Here is a 20,993-nt window from a genome sequence, read left to right as displayed (position 1 = left end):
GCTAAGCGTGGAGAGGCTGCGGACAAACACAGAGCAACAATGAAGAGCTTTCTCACGGGAGTCTCGAATTTGGAAGAGTAAATGAGTCGGGTCAGCCACGAGGGCCAAATCAGAACCGCAACACTAGCATACCACCCGCAGCGGCTAGCCCAGCGCACAAAAAAACGCTGGCCGGCGCGGGGCCGACCAGCGTGTGAACACTCGTCTTTTCTAGTTCTCGTTTACGCACTATCGGCGGCTAGCGGGGCTACGGTCTGACTGGCTATCGAAGCCACGGTCGACCTTGAACGAGTCGCCGTTCTCTGGCGAGACCTCGAACGCCACCAAGATCGTCTTGTCCGCGACCTTCACCGACACGCCCTCGGCGGTAATGGTGTCGCCCTGCGAGATGTTGCCCGCGTCCTGATCCGGCGAACCGAAATCGACGGTCGCGGTGCGGCCGTCATCGGTCTTAATGCGGGCCAGCTGACGCTCCGAATCATTGACCGTCACGGTCTTAAGCTGCTGCACCTTGCCAGAGATCTCGCTGGCGCTGGTTAGGCTCGAACGCTGCTGGCGGTTGTCGATGCGGGTCGTCTGACCATCGTGCATCACGGTGCGGGCGAGCAGCACAGGCTTGCCATTCTTAGCCTTGGTCACGATGCCCTTAGCCTGGATGCGGTCGCCCTGCTGCAGCGACACCTGCGAAGCGTCGGCCGAGCCGAGGTCGATGAGCATCTGGCGGCCATCGTTAGCATCGATCACCGCGACGTTCCGCTCGTTGCCGCGTACGCTGAGCTGGCGGGTTGACCGCACCTCACCCTGCACGCTAGTCAGCGCTTGCTGGCCGCTGGTGTGCCGCTCGCTGTTAGCCGACTGGTTGCCCGAGTGGCCTCGCAGCCGCTCTGCGCGGTGGATCCGGGTCTTGTCACCGTCGATCGTAACCGACTCGGCGAGGACCAGCTTACGGCCGTTGGCCTTGGCGGGGACCCCAGTCACCTTCAGCTGGTCGCCCTGCTCAAAGTTGGCGTCGAGCTCGTCGGCGGGGCCGAGGTCGCACAGGCACTTCTTACCGGCGTCGGTCTTCAGCTTCACCAACAGGTGCTTCTGGCCGCGGATGCTGGCCTTCTTGGTGTCGACCACCTTGCCCTGCAGGGTCGCCTCGCTGCGGTCGACCTTGGTCTTCTGGTCGCTGTCCTGCAGCTTCACCCAGTCGGCCATCACGACGCGCTTGTCGCCTACCTTCAGAGCAGGGCCGGCCACGGTCAACTTGTCGCCCTGTGCGAGGTCCACATTCTTCATATCCTTGGCGGGGCCGAGGTCGCATGCGAACTGCTTGCCGCTGTCGGTCTTGACCATCGCGACCAGGTGCTTCGTGTCACGCACGCTCGCCCGCTTGACGTTCTTGACCGTGCCGGTCAGCTCCTGCTGACGCGACTGCTGCGGCTGCTGACCCTGCTTCGACTGCTTCCCCTGTTTCTGGTCGGCGGTCGAGTTCAGAGTATAGTAGTCGCCCGACTCGTACAGGCCGTCGCCGTTCGAGTCGTACGCGGTGAGCACGGCGTCAAAGTAGCCGTCGTTGTCGTAGTCAGAGTAGACCGCCGCCGAACGGTAGATGCGGTCGTTGCTGAGGTCGTCGTAGGTAAAGTACTGGCCGTCGTAGTAATCATAGAACCAGTTGTCGCCGCCGTTGCGGTTGTCGTAGCCGTACGAATTCGAATCGGCGTTCGATTCCGACCCACGGTAGTCGTACGAGTACCCGTCGCCCTCGCTGTCGTCGTTCCACGCCTCTTCGGTGCGTGTGTAGTCGTCGCCGTCAAACCATTCGGTGACGTCGTACCACGCCTCCTGCTCGTAGTAGGGCGACTGCTCGATCCACGACTCTCGAGCGTTGGTCGTATTGCTCCGGGCGTCCGAAGCGGCGTTGGCGTTGGCTGGCACAGCCAATGGGGCGAAGCCCATACTAGCAACCGCGATACTTCTCCACAGCGTAATCTTCATAAGTGCGTCTCCTTCTTGCTTAGTCCTTGTTATCCGCGAGAGGGCCCAGCCGACGGCCGCCGACCGAGATTCCGTTGGTATCCGTCTCGCATGACTCAACAAGAAGGGGTGCGAAGAGCGCGCCAACAATCGGTAAAGGCCACCGATGCGGCGAGATTCACTCGAATTTTCATCAGACACTGCGACATGTCGTCGAACTCTGCAAGAACCCGAGTGATAGCGGCGCCGGCCGCGCGACCGAGGAGCGCAGCGGACCGGCGCCCCGCCCGTCATCCCGACAATAGGCCGGATTGCTGTCCGCGTCGTGCCGGCGCCGAGTATCCGGCCGGACCGGTCGCCACGCGGCCGGGCTGCTCGTTGAGACGGTAGCCGCAGGCGCCTGCGCTGCCGAGGCGCTACTGGATCGGCGCGCCGGTCAGCCGCTCGTAGATCTCTTTAAGCATCTTCTGCTCGAGCGGCTGGTCGCGGCCGAGCCGGATCCACACGCCGGTTGGCTCGCTGTAGTCGACGTCCACGCGGCGTTCGGTCGGCAACGAGTTGTCGCTCCGCAGCGACGCCGCGCCAGCCGAGGCGTGCTCCGGCCGCGGCACGTCCTCCAGCTCCTTGAACACCTGCGGCTCGATCGCCCAGCCCTCGGCGGTCGGCGTGACGCGGATGTAGCCGAAGCGGCGGATCGACTGCAGTGTGCTCTCCCAGCGGTTGTACGAGCCGGCCACGTCCTTGCGGTGCGGCTCGAAGATTGTCGCGCCGGCGCGGGGCGAGGTCTCGATGAAGCCCTCGGTCACGACGCCGTCGAGCATCTGCACCGGCTGCTCGCGGCGGATCGGGAAGTAGCTTGCCGTGACGTCCGCCAGCTGGTCCCAGGCGAGTTCGTTGTTGACCACGCGGATCACCATCGGATTGGGCAACGCGTTCTCGACCACCGGCGCGGTCGGCAGGCCGAAGTCGGGGCTGATCGCCGCGTCGCCGTTGGGGAGCACATCGAACCAGCCCGGCTGCGGCGTCGACTGCTGAGCCGGTGGGGCCATCGGCGCGGCCCCGGGAGCCATGCCCGGCGCGGGGCCCGGCATCACGTAAGCGGCGCCCGGCTCCATCAGGATGTACTCGCCGCCATAACAGGGGTCGCCGTAGCCGGGGCCGCCAAAGCAGGGGTCGCCGAACGGGTCCAGGCACGGGTTGCACGGGTCGTACACGCCCTCGATGTACCCGGGGCCGCACGGCGGGCAGTAGGCCGTCGTGGGCGGGGGCGCCTGGACGGTCTTGCCGGGCTGGAGGTCCCAGCGGTGGCAGCCGACCGTGGCAATCGAGATGGCGAGAATAATCCGGAGCAACGCGAACGATTCCTTTGATCTACCGTTTCTATCGTTTACCGGGCGAAGGCGCCGCGCAAGGCCGCGGGGCCCCTTCTCCCTTGCGCTTCACGCGGCACGGACGCCGCGTGAAGGCTTTGTTGGCAGTGTCTGCGTAGCGCAAGGCGGCGGATGGTCGGGGATTCCCGGCCGCGGGGCAAGGTCGATTCCGGACGGCACGGCGGACTGGGGGACTTCGCGAATCCTCAAGATCGCGGAACTACCGACCACGGGCCGGCGTCAGAACGGGTGAGAAGCAAGACCGCCGCCCGTTCCCCCTGCTCCCCCTCAACCGAGTCGAGGCCCGTCGCCATGCCTACGCCCCGTCCGCTGCCTGTCCTGTTGATTCTCGCCGTGCTCGCGCCGCTAGCATCGGCGCAGGGCCTGCTGATCGACGACCGCCACCCCCTGCCCCGCCCGATCCCGCTCCCCGGCCCACGGCCGACCCCTGTGGAAGGCGGCTACCACGTGCAGTCGATCGACATCAACGCCACGCTCAACGGCCAGGCGGCCGAGGTCCAGGTGTCGCAGACCTTCCAGAACGACTCGAGCCGGCCGCTGGAGGTCTCGTTCGTGTTCCCCCTGCCGTACGACGCGGCGGTCAGCGGGCTCACGCTGCTGGTCGACGGCAAGGAGCACCAGGGCAAGCTGCTCTCTGCCGACGAGGCCCGCCGCCGCTTCGAGGCGATCGTCCGCAGCAACCGGGACCCGGCGCTGCTCGAGTGGCTCGGCCACGGCATGTTCCAGACCAGTGTCTTCCCGGTGCCCGCCGGCGGACAGCGCACGCTGACGCTCCGCTACTCGCAGCTCTGCCGGATGTCGCACGGGCTGACCGACCTCTTGCTGCCGCTCGCCACGGCCAAGTACACCTCCAAACCGCTTGAGAAGTTGAGCGTGCGGGTTGCGATCAACTCACATGGGCCCATAGCGAGCGTCTACTCGCCGACGCACGACCTGAAGATCGAGCGCTCGGACGACCGCCACGCCGTGGCGACCTACGCCGCCCAGAACGAAATCCCGTCGGCCGACCTGCGGCTGATGGTCGCCGCCAACCCGCCGGCCGACTCGGGCCCAGAGTCTGGCATTGGCGCCAGCGTGGTGTCGTACCGCCCCAATCCCAACGAGCCGGGCTACTTCCTGCTGCTGGCGAGCCCCGAGTTGGCCGACGCCGACGCCAAGCCGCTGCCGAAGACCGTGCTGTTCGTCGTCGACCGCTCGGGAAGCATGACCGGCAAGAAGCTCGACCAGGCGAAGTCGGCTCTCAAGTTTGTGCTCAACAACCTCAACGAAGAGGACACCTTCAACATCATCGCGTACGACGACAAGGTCGAGTCGTTCCGGCCCGAGCTGCAGCGGTGCGACGATCAGCAACGCCGCGCGGCGGTCGGCTACGTCGACGGGCTGTTCGCCGGTGGCAGCACCAACATCGACGCCGCGCTGCGGCGGGCGCTCGGCATGCTGAACGACTCCGACCGCCCGACCTACGTGCTGTTCCTGACCGACGGCCTGCCGACCGCCGGTCAGACCGGCGAGGCCGCCATCGTCGCCGCAACGCAGGGAGCCAACAACGTGCGGGCGCGGGTGTTCCCGTTCGGCGTCGGGTACGACGTCAACAGCCGGCTGCTCGACCGGCTCGCCCGCGAGAACTTCGGCGCCACCGAGTACGTGCGGCCCAACGAGGACATCGAGGCCGCCGTCAGCAAGCTGTACCGCCGGATCGGCGCGCCGGTGATGACGGACGTGTCGGTCGCGTTCGACCTGGACGGCGCCAAGCCGGAGGACGGCCCGGCGGTGACGCAGCTCTACCCCCGCGGCGGGTTCGACCTGTTCGCCGGCGACCAGACGATTGTCGTGGGACGCTACCGCCACGCGGGCGACGCGCGGGTCACGCTCTCCGGAGCGGTCGCCGGCAAGGAGGAGGAGCACGCGTTCGCCACGAGCCTCGCCGCCAGCAGCGACGACGACTCCAACGCGTTTGTCGCCCGGCTGTGGGCAACCCGCCGGGTGGGCGAGATCATCGACCAGCTCGACCTGGGCGGCAAGAACGACGAGCTGATCAAGGAGCTGGTCGACCTGGCGACCCACCACGGCGTCGTGACGCAGTACACCTCGTTCCTGGCTGACGAGAACGCCGACCACAACGCGGTGGCCGACAACAGGACGCGGGCGGACGAAGAAACCGAGGCGCTCGCCGCGTCGGGCGGCGAGTTTGGCTTCAACCAGCGGGCCGGCAAGCAGATCCTGCTCAAGTCGAACGGGCCCCCGATGCCTGCCACCGCGCCCGCCGACGCGGCGCCGCAGGAACTGGCCCGACAGGTGATGGGGCGCGCCAGCGGCAACGCGTTCTTCTACGACGCCCGCCGCAACCGCACGCGGATGGCGGACAACATCCGCCAGATCGGCCGCAAGACGTTCTTCCGTCGCGACGGCAAGTGGGTCGACTCGACCGTCACCGATGACGAACTCAAGCAGACCAACGAGCTGAAGCGGTACAGCCCCGAGTACTTCCAGCTGGCGGCCGACAACGGCCGGCACGTCGCCCAGTACCTGGCGATTGAAGAACCTGTGGTGGTCAAGGTCGGCGGCCGGGTTTACTCGTGGTGACCGGCCAAACGCCGCGCTGACAAAAACAACAAGGCGCCGTCCTCGCGGGCGGCGCCTTGCTGCGTAGACCGATAGCTCAACAAAGTTTCTCTAACGATCCCGGCGACCAGCAACCACACCGGCGGTGCTCAGGCAGAGCAACGCTGCGGCGGCCGGCTCGGGGACCGGAGCGGTCCCGCCGCTGAGCGCGAAGACCGTCATGCCATTGCTGCCCGACGTGTTGGTGATGGTCACCGAGGTCAGCAGCTTCAGCTGGTCGGCTGGATCTAGCACGAACAGCGACTCGTTGATGCTGATGGCGTCATTCTGCTGGCGGAACAAACGGGTGTAGCCCTCCTCGCTCTTGTTCGAGGCGCGGCCGAGGACCGCGAGGGCCTTGTCCGCGTTGTTGTTGAACCAGTCGGTCCCGATGCCAGTGCCCTCGGAGACCATGAACGTCGCGGTCGAGGCGTCGTCGAACGTAAGCAGGACGTCGGCCGTCTTGCCGCCGCCGCCCACGGCGCCGTAAAGCGCGATCGCCTCGTACGCGGCCGGCGTGTCGAGGGTCAGCGTGCCCGACGCCCCGCCGTCCAGGGCCACCACGTTGTTGGCCGAGAAGTCCTGGAACTCGAACGTGCCGTTGCCGGTCAGGCTGGTCTGCACGCCGGCGGTAAGGCCGAAGTAGAACTCGGGGTCGCCGTTGGGGTTGGTGTACGTGCCCTCTTCGACCCAGGTGTAGCCCTCGGGGTTGCCGATGCCGCCGTCCACGGTGCCGGTGACCGACAGGTTGTAGGGCGCGGGGTCGTTGATCACAAAGTCTTCGGTCCAGCCGGTGACCGCGATCGGGGCGACCTGCGCGGCGGCGGAACCGGTCAGGCCAAATAAAGCCGCCACAGCAATAGCGGCGGCGAGGAAGGGAAATCTCATGAACTCAATCTCCAAAAGCAATGGTGATGATCTCTGGATGCGTTCCTAGCCGCCTACGGAAAACGTCCGAACACTTACAACTCGCAACACGGGAGGGCAATCGCGCACAGGGGGCGCGCAGGGCAGCCGGCCGACGCGATGCGCCAGGCCCGCCCTGGATAGGGAGCTCGCAAAGGAGCCCGAGGTGGGAAGCCGCTACCAAGCGGCTGCGGTTGGGGAGGGTCGCCTGCGGGAATGCCCGGCCGGGGGCCGGGCGTCGGTTGCTACTCGGTGATCGGCCGTACCTTGACGTTGCGGAACGACACCTGGCCGTGGTCGCCCTGCAGGGCGATCATGCCTTTGTCGGGCTTGGCGAACAGCGGCATCGAGGCGAACTTGCTCGCCGCGACCCGCTCGTTGAACTCTTCGCTGCCGAGCTTGTACTCGAGGTACTCCACGCCGTTGATCTCGTGCACGCAGCCGTCGGGCGAAATCAACAGCCGCACCTGATTCCACTGACCGGCCGGCAGCGTGGCGTCGATCGGTTGGCCGGTGTCGGCGTCCTCCGCGGGCTTGTAGAGGGCGTACAGCCAGCCGCAGCGGGTAGGGTCGTGGGCCTCCATGTTGTCCTCGAGCTGGAACTCGGGGCCGGTCGCCCAGGCGGCGCCGCCGTCGTCGGTGACGTGGAACATGATGCCGCTGTTGCCGCCCTGCGAGATGTTGTACTCCAGCCGCAGCTCGAACCACTTGTAATCGTCGTTGGTGCAGAGGTCGCCGGCGTTGCGGGGGTCGGCGCAGACCAGCTTGCCGTCCTCGACCTTCCAGCCCTCACGCACCTCATCACGCTTGAAGCTGTGCCAGCCGTCGGTGCTGCTGCCGTCGAACAGCAGCTTCCAACCCTGCTCCTGCTCCTCGGCGGTCAGCTGATTGACGTTCTGGTCGTCTTTCTGGGCAGCGGCGGGCTGCTCGGCGTCGCCGGCGGCGAGGGCTTTTTTCCACGAGGCCGCCAGCTTGTCGAGCGGCTGGCCGGTGTACTCTTCCCAGAAGTCGACCGAGTACTTGCCCTCGCGGAGCCGGGCGTTGAGCTTCGGCACCAGGTTCGACCCGTACTTGTTCGAGACCCAATTCAGGAAGTTGGCCGTGGTGCGGTAGCTGGCGTCGTGCCGGGCGCGGTCGGCGCCGTTCGCGGCGATCAGGGCGCCGCCGCTCTCGGGCTCGTACAAGAACCAGCGGATGTAGTCGCACACGCCCTCAACCAGCCACCCCGGCGGGCGGTTGCCGCGACGCCAGCCCCGGTACTGCTGTACCACGTGCACCAGCTCGTGCACCACCGCGCCGCGGGCCTCGCCGTCCAGCTGGCGACGCATCCAGTTGCCGTTGCAGCTCACGCGGTCGCCCGAGGTGTAGGCGACGCCCTCGATGTCGTCGGCGATCTTGATGCTGACCTCGGTCGGCGCGTCGAAGCCCTTGCCCGGCAGCATGTCCACGATCATCGGGTACCACTCTTTGACGACCGGCGCAAGCTCTTGCTCGGCCCACTCGGTCAGGTCGGGTGAGCCGGAGGTGTCGATCGTGATGTGGTACTTGCCGTTCTCCAGGTCGAGTTCGAGCTGGTGATCCGATTCGCTGGTCGCCGTGTCCGCGACGGCGTCCGCCGCGGGGCACTCCGCGACGCCCAGCAGCACAATCGCGGCGGCGAGCGCCGCATAGCCAATGGTCGAGAAGGCGGAAGGAGTGGACAAGCTTCGAGTCATAGAATCGCCTGGCGACAAAGTTGACGGTCAGATTTTGGCGGTGAAATGGGCCCCAAACGCCCCGGATGGCGTTTCAAACCCGCCTGCGCTGCCCCACAATCTGTCGGCGGGGAAAGAGTCTGAAAAACAGAATCCGCTGGCGCGCGACAGTAGCAGGGCTCTCCTCTATACCGCCGATCGCCCACCGGTTACACACGGAATGCGGATTAGCTGAAAGATCGCCAACTCGGGCATCGTTTTGTCCGCGCCCCCCGGCCTGGCCGCGATTGAGCCGCGTTGTGAAGTCCGCAATAATCGGCTTCGTAGCCTATAAAGCCCGCTCCCACGGCGCCGGCCGCCGCAGCCCCCCTCCCCCACTGACTCCGGGCCCCTTTGAGCGTCCCCACCATGCACCGCAGCCACAGCGCCCGCTGGCGATTGCACTCCCTCGTCTGCCTGCTCGCTGCGTTAGGCGCCGGCGGAACCGACGCGGCCGAGACCGACCCCCGTGCCGACGCACTCGCGCCGGACGTCTGGCGGGCGGAGCACCGGCTGATCGACCTGCACATGCACGTCGACGCGCTGCCGGAGCGATTCCGCCGCGCGGTCGGCGTGATGGACGCCGCCGGCCTGGGCGTCGCGGTGGAGCTTGGCTCCGGGACCGTCACCCCGACCGACAGCGGACCCTCGGCGTACGAGCAGAACCTAGCCGCCCAGCAGCAGGGCGCGCCCGGACGCTTCATGCATTACATGCTGCTCGACTACGGCGACTGGGACTCCCCCGACTGGAGCGCCCAGGCGGTCAAGCAGATTGAGCGGGGCCGCGAGCTCGGCGCCGCGGGGCTGAAGGAATTCAAGCGGCTCGGCCTGACGCTGCGGGACGGAGCCGGCCGGCTCATCAAGATCGACGACCCCAAGCTCGACCCGGTGTGGCGGCGGTGCGGCGAGCTCGGCATGCCGATCTCGATCCACGTCGGCGACCCCCAGGCGTTCTGGGAGCCGCTCGACGAGTCAAACGAGCGGTGGGCCGAACTCAAGGACCACCCCAACTGGTGGTTCGGCGACCCCGCCAAGCACCCGCCGCGCGAGGAGCTGCTCGAGGCGCTCGACCGGGTCATTGCCCGCCACCCAGAGACTACCTTCCTAGGCGTGCACTTCGCCAACAACCCCGAGGATATCGATTGGGTCGACCGCGCGCTGGACCGGCGTCCCAACATGCGGGCGGACATCGCCGCCCGGGTCCCGGAGATCGGCCGCGGAGACCCGGAGCGTCTCCGCAATCAGTTCGTCAAGCACCAGGACCGGATCTTGTTCGGCACCGACTTCCAAGTAGGGGACCGGCTGATCCTCGGCTCCGCCGGCGACGACGAGCGGCCCACCGACCACGAGGCGCTGGTCTTCTACCGCAAGTTCTACCGCTTCTTCGAGACCGCCGACCGCGACTGGGTCCACATGACGCCGATCCAGGGCGACTGGACCATCAGCAGCATCGACCTCCCGCCGGCGGTCGCGCGGCGGGTCTACTTCGACAACGCCCGGCAGATGCTCGCCCAGAGCTACCCGGCCCCGACGCTGCGCGCGGCGCGGATCGAGGACGACTTCACCCCCGACGGCCGGCTCGACGAGGCCGCGTGGGACCGGGCCGAGCCGCAGCGGATCGAGTACGGGCTGCAGGACGCCGCCACGCACCCCGGGCTCAGCACCGCGGTCCGCGCGCTGTGGAGCGACGCCTACCTGTACCTCGCCTTCGAGGCGCCCTACGACGAGCTCACGACGCGCGACAATCCCGCCCCGGGCGAACGACTCGGGCTGTGGAAGGAGGACGTTGTTGAGTTTTTCCTGGCCCGCGGGCCAGGCGACGCGGCCCACTACAGCGAGCTCGAGTGGGCGCCCAACGGCGAGTACCTCGACCTGATCCTCAAGGGCGGCGAGAGTGACTTCGACTGGTCCGCCGGCAACGAGTCGAAGGTCGTCATCGATCGGGCACAGAAGATCTGGCGGGTCGAGGCACGCGTCCCGCTCGCCAAGCTGGCCGACCAGAAGCCAACCGCCGGCGACCGCTGGCCCGCCAACCTGTACCGCAACAACGCGGCGTCCAGCGACTTTCTGGCCTGGCGCCCGACGCTCACCCGCACGGCGCACACGCCGGCGCGGTTCGGCTGGCTCGAGTTCGCCGAGTAGCGTGGCCGCCTACGGCTGCAGCCACAGGAAGTCGACGCCGATCCGCGGCCCATCGGCCGGCGCCCCCGCCGCCGGTCCCCCCTCGTAGGTTAGCGTCAGGGTGTGCTCGCCCTCGCTCAACTCAACCCGGTCGCTCGCCGACGCGCGGCACATGGTCCGCCGTGCCGAGTAGAGTTCCATCTTGCCCTCCCCGCCGCCGAAGCCGAACGGCTCGCCGTCGAGCGTGGCGCTAACGACGCCCGACCGCGCGTCGAGCGCCATGCCGAGCCGCACCTGGTAGCGGCCCGCCTTGCTGATGGGCACCTTGAGCTCGAGCGTGTCCCCCTTGTCCTCGGGCGTCCAGGCGAGCATGTCGCCGCCGGTCCACTGCTCGCCCTCCTCGTAGACGGCGTCGGGGGGCGCCAGCTCCTGCGGCTCGAGGAACGTCGCCTCCTCGGTCGCACGGTAGGCCTTCGGCTTCCAGCCCTCAGGGAGCCGCGGTTCCGCCACGTCGCGCCGCGTGATCGGCCGGTGGTCGTCGATGGTCCCCGGCCGGGCGTAGTGGTACGCCAGGCACGCGTAGCTGAAGCCGTCGACCTTGTCGTGCATTAGCAGCTCCATGTAGAAGGCGAGCCGGTTGCGGAACGGCTGGTCGTCGATCAGGTGGAAGCGGTAGTTGCTGACAAAGCCGCGGTTGGCGGGCCCGTCGTTGCGGTTCTGGCCGCAGTACGCGTAGTCGAACAGGTCGACCGCGCTCCAGGAGTAGTTGTAGTAGTCCTCCGAGCCGGTGCCGTACCAGGCGGGGAAGCGGTCGCCGTCGACAAACAGCTTCTCGTCCCCCTCGCCCCACCAGCTGCCGTTGGGGTGCGTGCCGCGTGACGGGTTGAGCATCAGCGACACCGCGCCCACGAACCGACCGGCGCCGCCGGCGACCAGGAACGGGATGTCGACCGGCGTCTCGGACGACAGGTCGTGCATCACCCGCCAGCGGGCGCGAAAGTGCAGGTCACGCTCGGCGTCCCACTCACGGGGGGCGACCTTGACGTGGCCGGCGATCACGACCGGCTCGTCGGTCAGGTTCTTGAAGCTGATCCGCGCCGACCGCGCGTACGGCATCACGAAGCGGCTGGTCATGCGGCCCGACTCCTCGACCACAAACGGCAGCGAGTGGTACGGATTCACGCCCGGCGCCGCGGCGTAGAAATCGCCCACGGGAGACTGCACCTGAGCCGAGGTGTGCCCGTCGAACGCGATGCTCATCACCACGCCGCGGAGCGCGGCCCGCTCGTTCATGGCCTTGACCTGAGTCACCAGCTCGGTGATCGCGCTGGCGCCGTCCAGCTCGACCGCCGTGACGCTGCGGCCCGGCACGACCAGCGCGGCGATCTCGCGGGTCTCGTCCGTGGGGGCCACGCTCGCCGGCGGCTCGCCCTTCAGCACCCGCGACGCGGCCTCGATCTGGTCGCGGAAGGTCGCCAGGTCCGCGGGCCGGAACGTCTGCACGTCGACCGGCGCGAGGTACTTGCGCGCCTGGATGTAATAGAAGTGCGTCTTCTTAGGATTGCCCTCCCACACCACACGGCAGCCCTTGGCGAACGGCAGCGGGCAGTACCCCGCGTCGCGCTGGTAGAAGGTGCCGTCGAGCACGTCGGCCGCCACGCCGCTCCCCTCCAGGAAGCTGTCGTAGGGGTGGTGCAGGAACCGCTCGGTCGGGCCGTCGTACACCGGCTGGTCGGCGCCGTCGAGGTAGACCTGCAGCCGGCCGTTGATGGCGGCCGTCCAGGTCCGCACGATCACGCCCGGCCCGTCGACCTCGGCCATCAGGTAGCGGCCGACGCCGTCGTGGCCCGGCTCGCGGAGCGTCTCGAGGAACGGCGGCTGCGGCGCGCCGCCGAAGCCGTCGGAGTTGGCGAACCATTCGGGCCCGCCCGGCGTCGCGCTGCGGCGGTCGTACGACGTGAACTGCACGGTGCGGTAGTCGACTTCCGGCAGCCGGCAGAGCCGCTCGAGGTCGGTCATCTCGGCGATGACCGTGCCGGTGGTGACCGTTTCTCTCGCGGCGGCCACCGAGCTAGAAGCAAGCAATGTCAGGACAGCCAAGTGCTTCACACGGCGCATCGTCGGCCTCTTCAAGCGGGGCGGGGACAAGGATGGCCACCATCCTAGCCAATAGCCAAGGTGCACGCACTATCTCGCCCCCGGGCACACTGCCGCTGCTCGCCCCACCGCGTCGCCCGCCCGTCACACAAACCGAAGCTGCTAGAATGTACATGCCCGGCCGCCAGAAGCGGCGCGGGCCGGATCAGACGATCGGTATCCTCGCTCGGCGCAGTTGGAAAGGGCGTGAGCAACACGGCTAGTTGCTGCTGGTCGGATCGGCCATCGCGTCCTCGATCGCTTCCAGCCGCTCCTGTGCGGTGTCGGCCAGGTCGCCCCAGGATCGCATCTCCAGCGCGCGGCTGTAGCAGAGCCGGCTCTGCGCCGCACCACGCCCGGGGTCAACCTCACACGCGGCGCCCAGCAGCACGTAGAACACTGGTTCGGACGGGTGCTCGCTGATCGCGGAGATCAGGTCGTCCGCCAGTCGGCCGGTATCGGGGTCTTTGTCGGCCAACCGCTGACGGGCCGACAGCCATGCAATGCGGTCGCAGACGTCCTCGTGGTCGCCGCCGACAAAGTGGCCCGCCACCTCCCGCAGCAAGGCGGCGCCCCCGGTCGCGGCGACCTGCTGGTACAGCGCCTTTCGAAAGCTGGTGTTGGCTGGCGCGCTCTCTAGGACCTCGACCAGCCGCGCGGGGTCGGGGGAGCTCAGGACCGCCTCGATGCCGCTCGGCTTCGCCCGCTCCACGGCTTCGTGAAGCATCTCGGCGTCCAGCGAGACAAACAGCCGACGGCCACCGGCGGCGTCGATGATCGTGGTCGCGGGCGCCCAGTAGCCGTCGTCGTTGTAGAGCGTGTCGGTCAGCAGGGAGGCCGGTGTGTAGCCCTCGGCAAACGTGTTGCCGGCCGACTCGTAGCTGGCGCCTACCCAGTCGATTGCCGCACCCCGATCCGACTCGACCCACTCCGCTCCCTGCTCCAGTAGGAAGTGGGTCAGCGTCACCGCGGCCAGCTGCTTGGCCGCCTGCGACAGCCCCTTGTTCCCCATCAGCGTCTGGAGCATCGCGTCGACCTCCTTCGCCTCGACCGGCAGCGGGCGACCGAGCTGCTCCTCGCACAACGCCGACCCGGCGGCGAACGCTTGCCGCACCTGCAGCCGCGTGGCGATCCGGGCCGCGTCCGCCGCGTCCTCCGCCGTGCGCTGCTTCGCGGACCACCGCTCGGCAAGCTGGTTGAAAGTCGTCACGCAGAACGGTTGGCACAGCGGTCCGACCTCGGCCACTTCCCTCAGCGGCGCCGAGAAGACCGCCAACCGCTCGCCCTCGTCGGCCCCCACCGGCCCGGCGTACCACAACCGGCCGCTCTCGACCGCCACCCCGTGGAACCGGTTGCCGGTCAGCAGCGTCTTACGCTTGCCGCCGGAACTCACCAGGTAGACGCCCGCCGGACCGTCCTGGGGCGTCCCGGTCACCAGCCACGCCTTGCCCGCGGGCGCCACGGCCGACGCCGACTCCCACTCGGCGAGCGTCTTGTGCGCGCCGGACTCTAGGTTGATCAGAGCGAGCACGGGCCTCTGTCCACGCCAGTCAACATCGGCGCGGCCCGCCGGCGTCGCGACCGCCAGGGCGAGCCCGCTGCCGGGCTCGGCCCCCAGCGCGCTGACTCGAAAGCCCTTCACCTCGGCGAGCGTTTTCGTGCTGCCGTCCGGGTACAGGCAGCGCACCTCGCCGCCGCTGGGCTGCGCGGCGTACCCGATCAGCGCGGGCGCGGGCGCCGGCGGGCAGTACAGCAGGCGCTCCCCCCAGTCGGCGACCACCCGCGCCCTGATCGGCGCGGCGGTCGGCTCGCCGTCGGCGTCGAGCAGCTCGCCCTTGGGGTCGTTGGCGTCGGCGATCAAGAGCCCGCCCGACCACACCGCGGCCGTGTACTGTTTGCCCCACGACTCGCCGTCGATCACCTTGCGCTCGGCGCCGTTGTCCAGCTCCAACACACCGGAGCCGTGCATCAGCAGAACCCGGCCGTCCGGCAGCCGCCGGGCATGGCTCATGCTGGTCAGCGAAGTCTTGGCCGCCTGGTCCGAAAGACCCGCCACCCGCACTTCGAACGGGTTGCGGTACAGCTCTTCCTGCGAGCTGGGGACCTCCGGCAGCTCCAGCCCGACGTCGATCTTGTCGAGCGACAGGCTCTCGAGGAACAGGTCGCGGTCGAAGCGGGACGCCTCGGGCCGGCCGGTGTAGAGGTACCGCACGTCGAGCGAAGCGCCCCGCTCCAGCGGCAGCGCCAGGAAAACGCCCGTCAGCGTACCGTCGAACGACGTCAGCATCCGGCCCTTCACGCCGCCGACCTGCACGTCCTCGCGGCGGATCGGTTCGAACGGGTTGGCCTCGCCTTCGTTGACCGCCTCGAGCACTTCGTCGAGCTGCTGGTCGGCGTCGTCGGCCGGCATCTCGAGCACGTGGATGGCGTTCCCGCCGTCGGCCGAGACCAGGCTGATCAGTGTGCTCGGCTCCTCCGACGGCCGCAGCAACGCGGGGCGGTAGCGGAACTTCAGCTCGTAGCCGCCCACCGCCCTGACGTGCTCGGTCGGGCGCGTGCCACGCCGCCACTCGGACCCCGCCGGCGGCATCGAGAAACCATCGATCATCCGCTCCGACAGGTCCTCCACCCGGTCCAGCTGCGACTGCGGCGCCCAGATCATGACCTGGTACGTCAGCCCAGCCTGGGAGATCAGGCTGAGCGCGTAGCCGAGCCGCATGCCGCTGTACGTCCCCTCGAACACCTGCGTCGTTTGCTCGGCTCCGTCCGGCCGCTTGCGGTAGCTCGGCGTGCCCTGCGGGACCGGCCGGTTGGTGACCTCCCGCATCCGCTCCCGCACAACCGAAGCGAGCTCACGCTCGCCCTCAACCACCTGGTTCACCTCTAGGACCAGCGCGTAGCACTCCTTGCGGCCGCCGAGCTTGAACTGGTCCTTACCCATGTCGGGCGAGAGCTCCTTGCGTTGCCAGGCGTCCCCCGCCGAGAACGATGCGCCCTGCGTGCCAACGCTCACCTCGCCCCCGGCCCCCGCCCCGCTGCAGCCCGTCGAGTCGACTAGGGTGACCGCCAACGCAAAAATTACCGACCACCTCCATTGCCGACGTGTGCCACGAATCATCAAAAGCCCTTGATCGTTGAATGTCTGCGGAAGCCTCGGCCGCACGTGCGAGAAGGGGAAGCAGTACGGCGAACCACACCTCGCCAACCTTACCCCGAGCATCGGCCCGCAACAAGCACACTACGCTGCGGCGCTCGGACACTTTCAGCAGCCTCCGATGGAAGCGGGGGTTCAGCTCAACAAAGGCGCCCGACAACTGCGTTGTAGAGGCTTGAGGACCGGCAGGCCTCGTCCAAGGCGCCGCCGCGGCTGGGGCGTCGGGACCTGGGCGTCAACCACAGGCCGCCTAGAGCCAGGAGGAGCATCGAGGTGGGTTCGGGGACGACGACCAGATTAATCATTCCGACGCCGCGGAAGTCGCTGATGAAGGGCGTCGAAAGAAACGAGCCGTCCGCCAGAAACCCGGTGAGCGTCCCCGATGTCACGGGCAGAGGGCCGGCAGGGTAGTTGAACCCCCGGCCGATAACGTTAATCGTTCCGCCACCGCCCGCCCGCATCCTCTCATTCACCACGCCGCCCGACAGCGCGATGACACCGCCCGGGGCTGCGATCAGTTCGTTCATCGATCCTCCGCTGATTGTCGCAACCGCCGCACCGTAGACAGCCACCTGCGTTCCCACCACGCCGCTCTCGATGAAAATCCGCGAGGCGCCTCCGCCCTGAACGTAGGTCGATAGCTCTCCTCCCCGCAAATGAAGAACCGACGAGTCGACGATACTGATGGCGTTGCTAATGACGCCCCCCTCGAGGACGATGACTTCGGTCGGATCCCCCTCCGGGCTGTCCCGTATCACGGCGCCGTCGATAGGAGAGTTGCTTGCATCGACGACATTTGATTCGCCGTTCGAGAAGATTCCTGCGGCGGACGACACCGGCGCCGTAAAAAGCAATAGGGCAGCGACCAACGTTCGGTACATGATCACGAGTCCCGGTAGTTCACGCCAGAAAAGATGAGGCGACGCGACCCGTCGGCGAAACGACCCGTCAGCGAAACGACCGGCCGATCGCCATTAAACGGACCTTGGCCCGATCCTAGACCCAGCGGGCGGTCGCAGCAAGCAGGTTTGGCCGGCGCCAGCACCAGTGGGCGGCACCGGAGGGCAGGTCCGGCTCTTGCCGCAGTGCCCAACATGGTCGCGCCGCCCCCCGATTTGCCGGGGCCGCTGGACGGTTGCGGTAAAGACGGCCTCCGCGCTCAACCGGGCGAACGCCGAAACAGGTTAGACCTCGCTGAGGCTGAGGTGGTAGGCCACTGTGCGGAGCATCTCGACCTTGTCGATCGGCTTGCTGAGGTAGGCGTCGCAGCCGCTCTCAAGGCAACGCGTGATGTCGGTCTGCATCGCGTCGGCGGTGAGCGCAATGATCGGCCGCTTGAAACCGATCGCCCGCAGCCGCTGGGTCGCCTCGTAGCCGTCCATGGCCGGCATCTGCATGTCCATCAGCACCAGCCTTGGTTCGGTCCCCTCGGCCATGCACCGCTCGATGAACCGCGTCGCCTCGAGCCCGTCCTCGGCGAACTTAACGTTTGCGCCGGCGTCGCTGAGGATGCGGCCCGACAGGAAGCGGATGTCGCGGCGGTCGTCGACCACCAGGACCTCGAGGTTGTCGAACGCCGTGAGCGTCGGCTCGGGGTCCAGGGGCGTCGGCGTAGGCGTAGGCCCGGCGGCGACCGGCTCTTGAAATACTAGCTCGAGCGTGAACTCGCTCCCCGCGCCGGGCACGCTCCGCACCGAGATCTCGCCGCCGAGCATCGCCGCCAGCCGCTGGCTGATCGCCAGGCCCAGGCCGGTGCCGCCGTACTGACGCGAGACCGACGAGTCGGCCTGCTGGAACGGCTTGAACAATTGATGCAGCTGTTCTCCGGTCATGCCGATGCCGGTGTCCGAAACGACGAACCTCATCCGCTGGCCGTCGCGTCCAACCGCCAGCTTCACCGATCCGTCGTCGGTAAACTTGATCGCGTTGCCCACCAGGTTGATCAGGACCTGCCTGAGCCGCTTCGGGTCGACCCGGATGGCGGGCGGCGACGCGGCGTCCAACTCAACCTGGAACCGCACCCCCTTCTCGCCCGCCCGCATCGCGAGCAGCGACTCGATCTCCCCGACAAATCGTCGCAGGTCGACGGTCTCGAGCGTGACGTCGAGCTTGCCGGCCTCGATCTTCGAGAGGTCGAGGATGTCGTTGATGATCTCCAGCAGGAAGGCGCCGTTGCGTTGGATGACCTCGAGGAAGGCGAGCTTCTCGGGGTCCGACTCCTGCTCGGCCAGCAGCTCCGAGTAGCCGAGGACCGCGGTCATCGGCGTGCGGATCTCGTGGCTCATGTTTGCCAGGAACTCGCTCTTGGCGAGGTTCGCCGCGTCCGACTGACGGAGGGCCGCGCCCAGCTTTTCCTCGGCTACCTTGCGGTCGTGAATGTCGGTGCAGGTGCCGTACCACTGCCGCACGCCCCCCGCCGCGTCACGGACCACCTCGGCCCGGGCGAGCTGCCAGCGGTAGGCGCCCGAATCGCCGTGCAGCACACGGAACTCGCAGGCGAACCCCTGCTGCGACTCCACCGCGTCGCGCCACCGGCTGGCCACCCGGCCCGCGTCCTCCGGCGCGGGGGCGAAGCACTCGGCGAAGCCGACGGGACGCTCGAGGCCGCTGCCCAGGATATCGACCGCCCGCTGATTAAGGAATTCGATCCGCCCCTCCACATCCGCGATGAACACCATCTGCGGCATCGCGTCGGCGAGCTGCTGGAACTCCCTGCCCCGCTGCTCGAGCGACTCCAGCAGCCCCCGCACGACGTACTGCCGCCGCCGATCCCGGAGCCGCGACCGCACCATCGCCAGGAAATTGTCGATCCGGAGCGGGCGGGTAACGAGCGTGATGTTGGCCTCTTGCTGCCACTCACGCAGCGACGCTAGCGCGAGCTCGTCCGGCAGGGTCAGCACCAGCACCGGGATGTCCGACCACGGCGGCTGGCGTTCCAGCACCCCACGCAGTCGGCGCCGCTTGTCACCCAGCAGGTGCTCCTCCGCGATAAGCACGGCGCCGGCGCCGGCCTCCATCTCCTCGCACAGGTGGTCGATGTTCGCGCAAACCAGGCACGGCGCCCCCGCGTTGTCGAGGATCTTGGTCGTTAGCTCGCCGTCCCGCACGGTGGGGGGGAGCACCAAGACTCGGCTGGGCCCGCGGGCGATGCTAAGACTCGGCATCGGCGTCCCGCTTTTCCATGAGGTTTTTCGGGTTGCCGGTGAAGGTGGGCATGCCCGCCAGGATCCCGTGGAACTCCGCCAGGGGCTGGCCGACGAGGATATTTCCGTCCGCCATCCGGAGCTCGCGGATGCTGCGTTCGTGGTGGCCGTCCCGCTTCTTCACGACCGACACCGCCTGGCGGATCTCGCCGGCCGCCTCGAAGTACCGGAACAGAATCACGGTGTCCGCCAGGTAGCTGGCGTCGACCGGAGTCTGCATCCCCGAGCCCAGCATGCCGTGCTGGGCGACCACCAAGAACGTCGCGACGCCGAAGTTCGCCAGGTAGTTCAGCAGCTCGTGCATCTGAATCTGCAGGAACCGCTCCTCCGGCATCGAGCTCAGGTATCCGTTGAGACTGTCGATAATAACGATGCTCACCCGGCCGCGTCCCTCAACCGGCCTTACCGCCTGACGCACCATCTCGGCGAACTGCCCGGGCGTGACGTCGCCGGGGTTCACCTGGTGGATCTCGAGCGCGCCGTCGGCCTCCAGCTTTTCGAGGTCCATCCCCAGTCCAGCCGATCGTGCGATCAGCGTCCGCTTGGTTTCGTCGAAAGCAAAGATGACCGCCCGCTCCCCCCGCAGGCACGCCGTGTGGGCGAACAGGGTGGCGCAGGACGACTTGCCCACGCCGGCCGGACCCAGCATCAGCGTGCTGGTGCCGGCCTCGATGCCTTCGCCCAGCAGCCGGTCGATCGAATCGTTGCCACTCGCCAACCGCTCACGCGGAGCCCCGGGGGTCGGGTCCGTGGCGGTGGCGATCCGCGGGAAAATCCGCACGCCCCCCCGCTCGATGTCAAAGTCGTGCCAGCCCCCGACGAATCGGCGGCCGCGGTACTTTATAACCCGCAGCCGCCGCCGTTCGTTGCCGAACTCGGTCGGCACCCGGTCGAGGCTCACCACGCCGTGGGCGATGCTCTGCAGCTGCAGGTCGTTGTCCGGCGAGGTCTTGTCGTCGAGGAAGATCGCCGTGCAGTCGCGGCCGACAAAGAACTGCTTCAGCGCCAGGATTTGACGCCGGTACCGCAGCGCGTTCTGCGCGAGCAGACGCAACTCGGACAGCGAGTCGACCACCACCCGCTTCGGGTTGAGACGCTCAACTTCCTGGAGCATCCCGCGGGTGGTTTCACCGAGCTCGACCTCCGACGGCTGGAACATCGTGTACTGCGAGTCGGCGTCGAGCGAACCACTGGGGTCGACCAGCTCGTAGATCTCCAGCCCCTCGAGCGACCAGCCGTGCGACTCCGCGATCGCCAGCAACTCGTTCTTGGTCTCGGAGAGCGACACGTACAGCCCGGCCTCGCCGCGGCGCAGCCCGTCGAGCAGGAACTGCATGCCGATGGTCGTCTTGCCCGTGCCGGGATGACCGTCGAGAAGATAGATGCGGTTGCCGGTCAGTCCGCCTCCCAGAATCTCGTCGAGAGTAGCGTTGCCGGTGCTTACGTCGGTCGCTTGATTCAGCATTTCCTCTCGCGTCTCCCCCCAGTACTGATCCCAGGCTCTCGCACCGCAGACCCGCGTGCGGAATCGCAATTTTACCTCCACACGGGGGGATTGGCCATGATTGCGTGACCAGAAACAGGTAGCCGTCAGTTAGCGCCCGGCAGCGCGTTCTCGAGACCAACTGGTCTGCCATCGACCACCCACTGCCGCCCGTCTGGCGCCCAGGTCGGATAGTGGCTTATCTCGGAAGCCGACGGTAACGCCGCCTCTCGCCGACACGGGCAGCTTGCTCAATTCATTTTCCGCGGCCCATGCACATTGCGTCTGGATCGCTGATCGGTCGCC

At 67.7% G+C, this 20,993-nt stretch carries 11 protein-coding genes; 2 read left to right on the top strand and 9 right to left on the bottom strand.

Features of this window, described 5'->3' with window-relative positions; translation table 11 throughout:
• Nucleotides 1–228: 228 nt before the first annotated feature.
• Nucleotides 229–1,980, bottom strand: a complete 1,752-nt coding sequence (locus Pla123a_RS07125; RefSeq protein ID WP_146585336.1) for an OB-fold nucleic acid binding domain-containing protein — start codon at nucleotides 1,978–1,980, stop codon at nucleotides 229–231.
• Between the two features lie 395 nt (nucleotides 1,981–2,375).
• Nucleotides 2,376–3,311, bottom strand: coding sequence for a hypothetical protein (locus Pla123a_RS07120; RefSeq protein ID WP_146585334.1), 936 nt, complete (start codon nucleotides 3,309–3,311; stop codon nucleotides 2,376–2,378).
• Between the two features lie 330 nt (nucleotides 3,312–3,641).
• Between Pla123a_RS07120 and Pla123a_RS07115 the strand changes: the two genes are divergently transcribed.
• Nucleotides 3,642–5,933, top strand: coding sequence for a VIT domain-containing protein (locus tag Pla123a_RS07115; protein ID WP_197527766.1), 2,292 nt, complete (start codon nucleotides 3,642–3,644; stop codon nucleotides 5,931–5,933).
• Nucleotides 5,934–6,023: 90 nt separating this feature from the next.
• Here the strand turns inward: Pla123a_RS07115 and Pla123a_RS07110 are convergent, their stop codons facing one another.
• Together Pla123a_RS07110 and Pla123a_RS07105 are read right to left on the bottom strand one after the other, a co-directional pair.
• Nucleotides 6,024–6,839, bottom strand: a complete 816-nt coding sequence (locus tag Pla123a_RS07110; RefSeq protein ID WP_146585330.1) for a hypothetical protein — start codon at nucleotides 6,837–6,839, stop codon at nucleotides 6,024–6,026.
• A 263-nt stretch (nucleotides 6,840–7,102) separates the two neighbouring features.
• Complete coding sequence (locus tag Pla123a_RS07105; protein WP_197527765.1) at nucleotides 7,103–8,560, bottom strand: family 16 glycoside hydrolase; 1,458 nt, start codon at nucleotides 8,558–8,560, stop codon at nucleotides 7,103–7,105.
• Between the two features lie 399 nt (nucleotides 8,561–8,959).
• Here Pla123a_RS07105 and Pla123a_RS07100 point away from each other — a divergent pair, with 399 nt between their 5' ends.
• Complete coding sequence (locus Pla123a_RS07100) at nucleotides 8,960–10,732, top strand: amidohydrolase family protein (protein WP_146585326.1); 1,773 nt, start codon at nucleotides 8,960–8,962, stop codon at nucleotides 10,730–10,732.
• A gap of 9 nt (nucleotides 10,733–10,741) precedes the next feature.
• On the opposite strand, the gene Pla123a_RS07095 is transcribed toward Pla123a_RS07100, so the two are convergent.
• From Pla123a_RS07095 to Pla123a_RS07075, 5 genes are all read right to left on the bottom strand, one after another.
• Nucleotides 10,742–12,829: a glycoside hydrolase family 172 protein gene (locus tag Pla123a_RS07095; protein ID WP_146585324.1), complete on the bottom strand. Its 2,088-nt coding sequence runs from the start codon at nucleotides 12,827–12,829 to the stop codon at nucleotides 10,742–10,744.
• A 238-nt stretch (nucleotides 12,830–13,067) separates the two neighbouring features.
• Nucleotides 13,068–15,965 (bottom strand): hypothetical protein, encoded by a 2,898-nt coding sequence (locus tag Pla123a_RS07090; protein WP_146585322.1) that lies wholly within the window; start codon nucleotides 15,963–15,965, stop codon nucleotides 13,068–13,070.
• A gap of 176 nt (nucleotides 15,966–16,141) precedes the next feature.
• Nucleotides 16,142–16,882, bottom strand: a complete 741-nt coding sequence (locus Pla123a_RS07085) for a PEP-CTERM sorting domain-containing protein (RefSeq protein ID WP_146585320.1) — start codon at nucleotides 16,880–16,882, stop codon at nucleotides 16,142–16,144.
• Nucleotides 16,883–17,185: 303 nt separating this feature from the next.
• Nucleotides 17,186–19,165 (bottom strand): PAS domain-containing hybrid sensor histidine kinase/response regulator, encoded by a 1,980-nt coding sequence (locus Pla123a_RS07080; protein ID WP_146585318.1) that lies wholly within the window; start codon nucleotides 19,163–19,165, stop codon nucleotides 17,186–17,188.
• Nucleotides 19,152–20,669, bottom strand: a complete 1,518-nt coding sequence (locus tag Pla123a_RS07075) for an ATPase domain-containing protein (protein ID WP_146585316.1) — start codon at nucleotides 20,667–20,669, stop codon at nucleotides 19,152–19,154. The genes Pla123a_RS07080 and Pla123a_RS07075 overlap by 14 nt, the downstream gene beginning before the upstream one ends.
• Nucleotides 20,670–20,993 lie beyond the last annotated feature (324 nt).

Source organism: Posidoniimonas polymericola (assembly GCF_007859935.1).
GTDB lineage: Bacteria > Planctomycetota > Planctomycetia > Pirellulales > Lacipirellulaceae > Posidoniimonas > Posidoniimonas polymericola.
This window is presented reverse-complemented; position numbering and strand designations above follow the sequence as displayed.

What these genes read in the sequence shown, in the direction of transcription:
- Pla123a_RS07125 (WP_146585336.1), bottom strand. Translation starts at nt 1,980, where the DNA reads ATGAAGATTACGCTGTGGAGAAGTATCGCGGTTGCTAGTATGGGCTTC.
- Pla123a_RS07115 (WP_197527766.1), top strand. Translation starts at nt 3,642, where the DNA reads ATGCCTACGCCCCGTCCGCTGCCTGTCCTGTTGATTCTCGCCGTGCTC.
- Pla123a_RS07110 (WP_146585330.1), bottom strand. Translation starts at nt 6,839, where the DNA reads ATGAGATTTCCCTTCCTCGCCGCCGCTATTGCTGTGGCGGCTTTATTT.
- Pla123a_RS07100 (WP_146585326.1), top strand. Translation starts at nt 8,960, where the DNA reads ATGCACCGCAGCCACAGCGCCCGCTGGCGATTGCACTCCCTCGTCTGC.
- Pla123a_RS07095 (WP_146585324.1), bottom strand. Translation starts at nt 12,829, where the DNA reads ATGCGCCGTGTGAAGCACTTGGCTGTCCTGACATTGCTTGCTTCTAGC.
- Pla123a_RS07090 (WP_146585322.1), bottom strand. Translation starts at nt 15,965, where the DNA reads ATGATTCGTGGCACACGTCGGCAATGGAGGTGGTCGGTAATTTTTGCG.
- Pla123a_RS07085 (WP_146585320.1), bottom strand. Translation starts at nt 16,882, where the DNA reads ATGTACCGAACGTTGGTCGCTGCCCTATTGCTTTTTACGGCGCCGGTG.
- Pla123a_RS07080 (WP_146585318.1), bottom strand. Translation starts at nt 19,165, where the DNA reads ATGCCGAGTCTTAGCATCGCCCGCGGGCCCAGCCGAGTCTTGGTGCTC.
- Pla123a_RS07075 (WP_146585316.1), bottom strand. Translation starts at nt 20,669, where the DNA reads ATGCTGAATCAAGCGACCGACGTAAGCACCGGCAACGCTACTCTCGAC.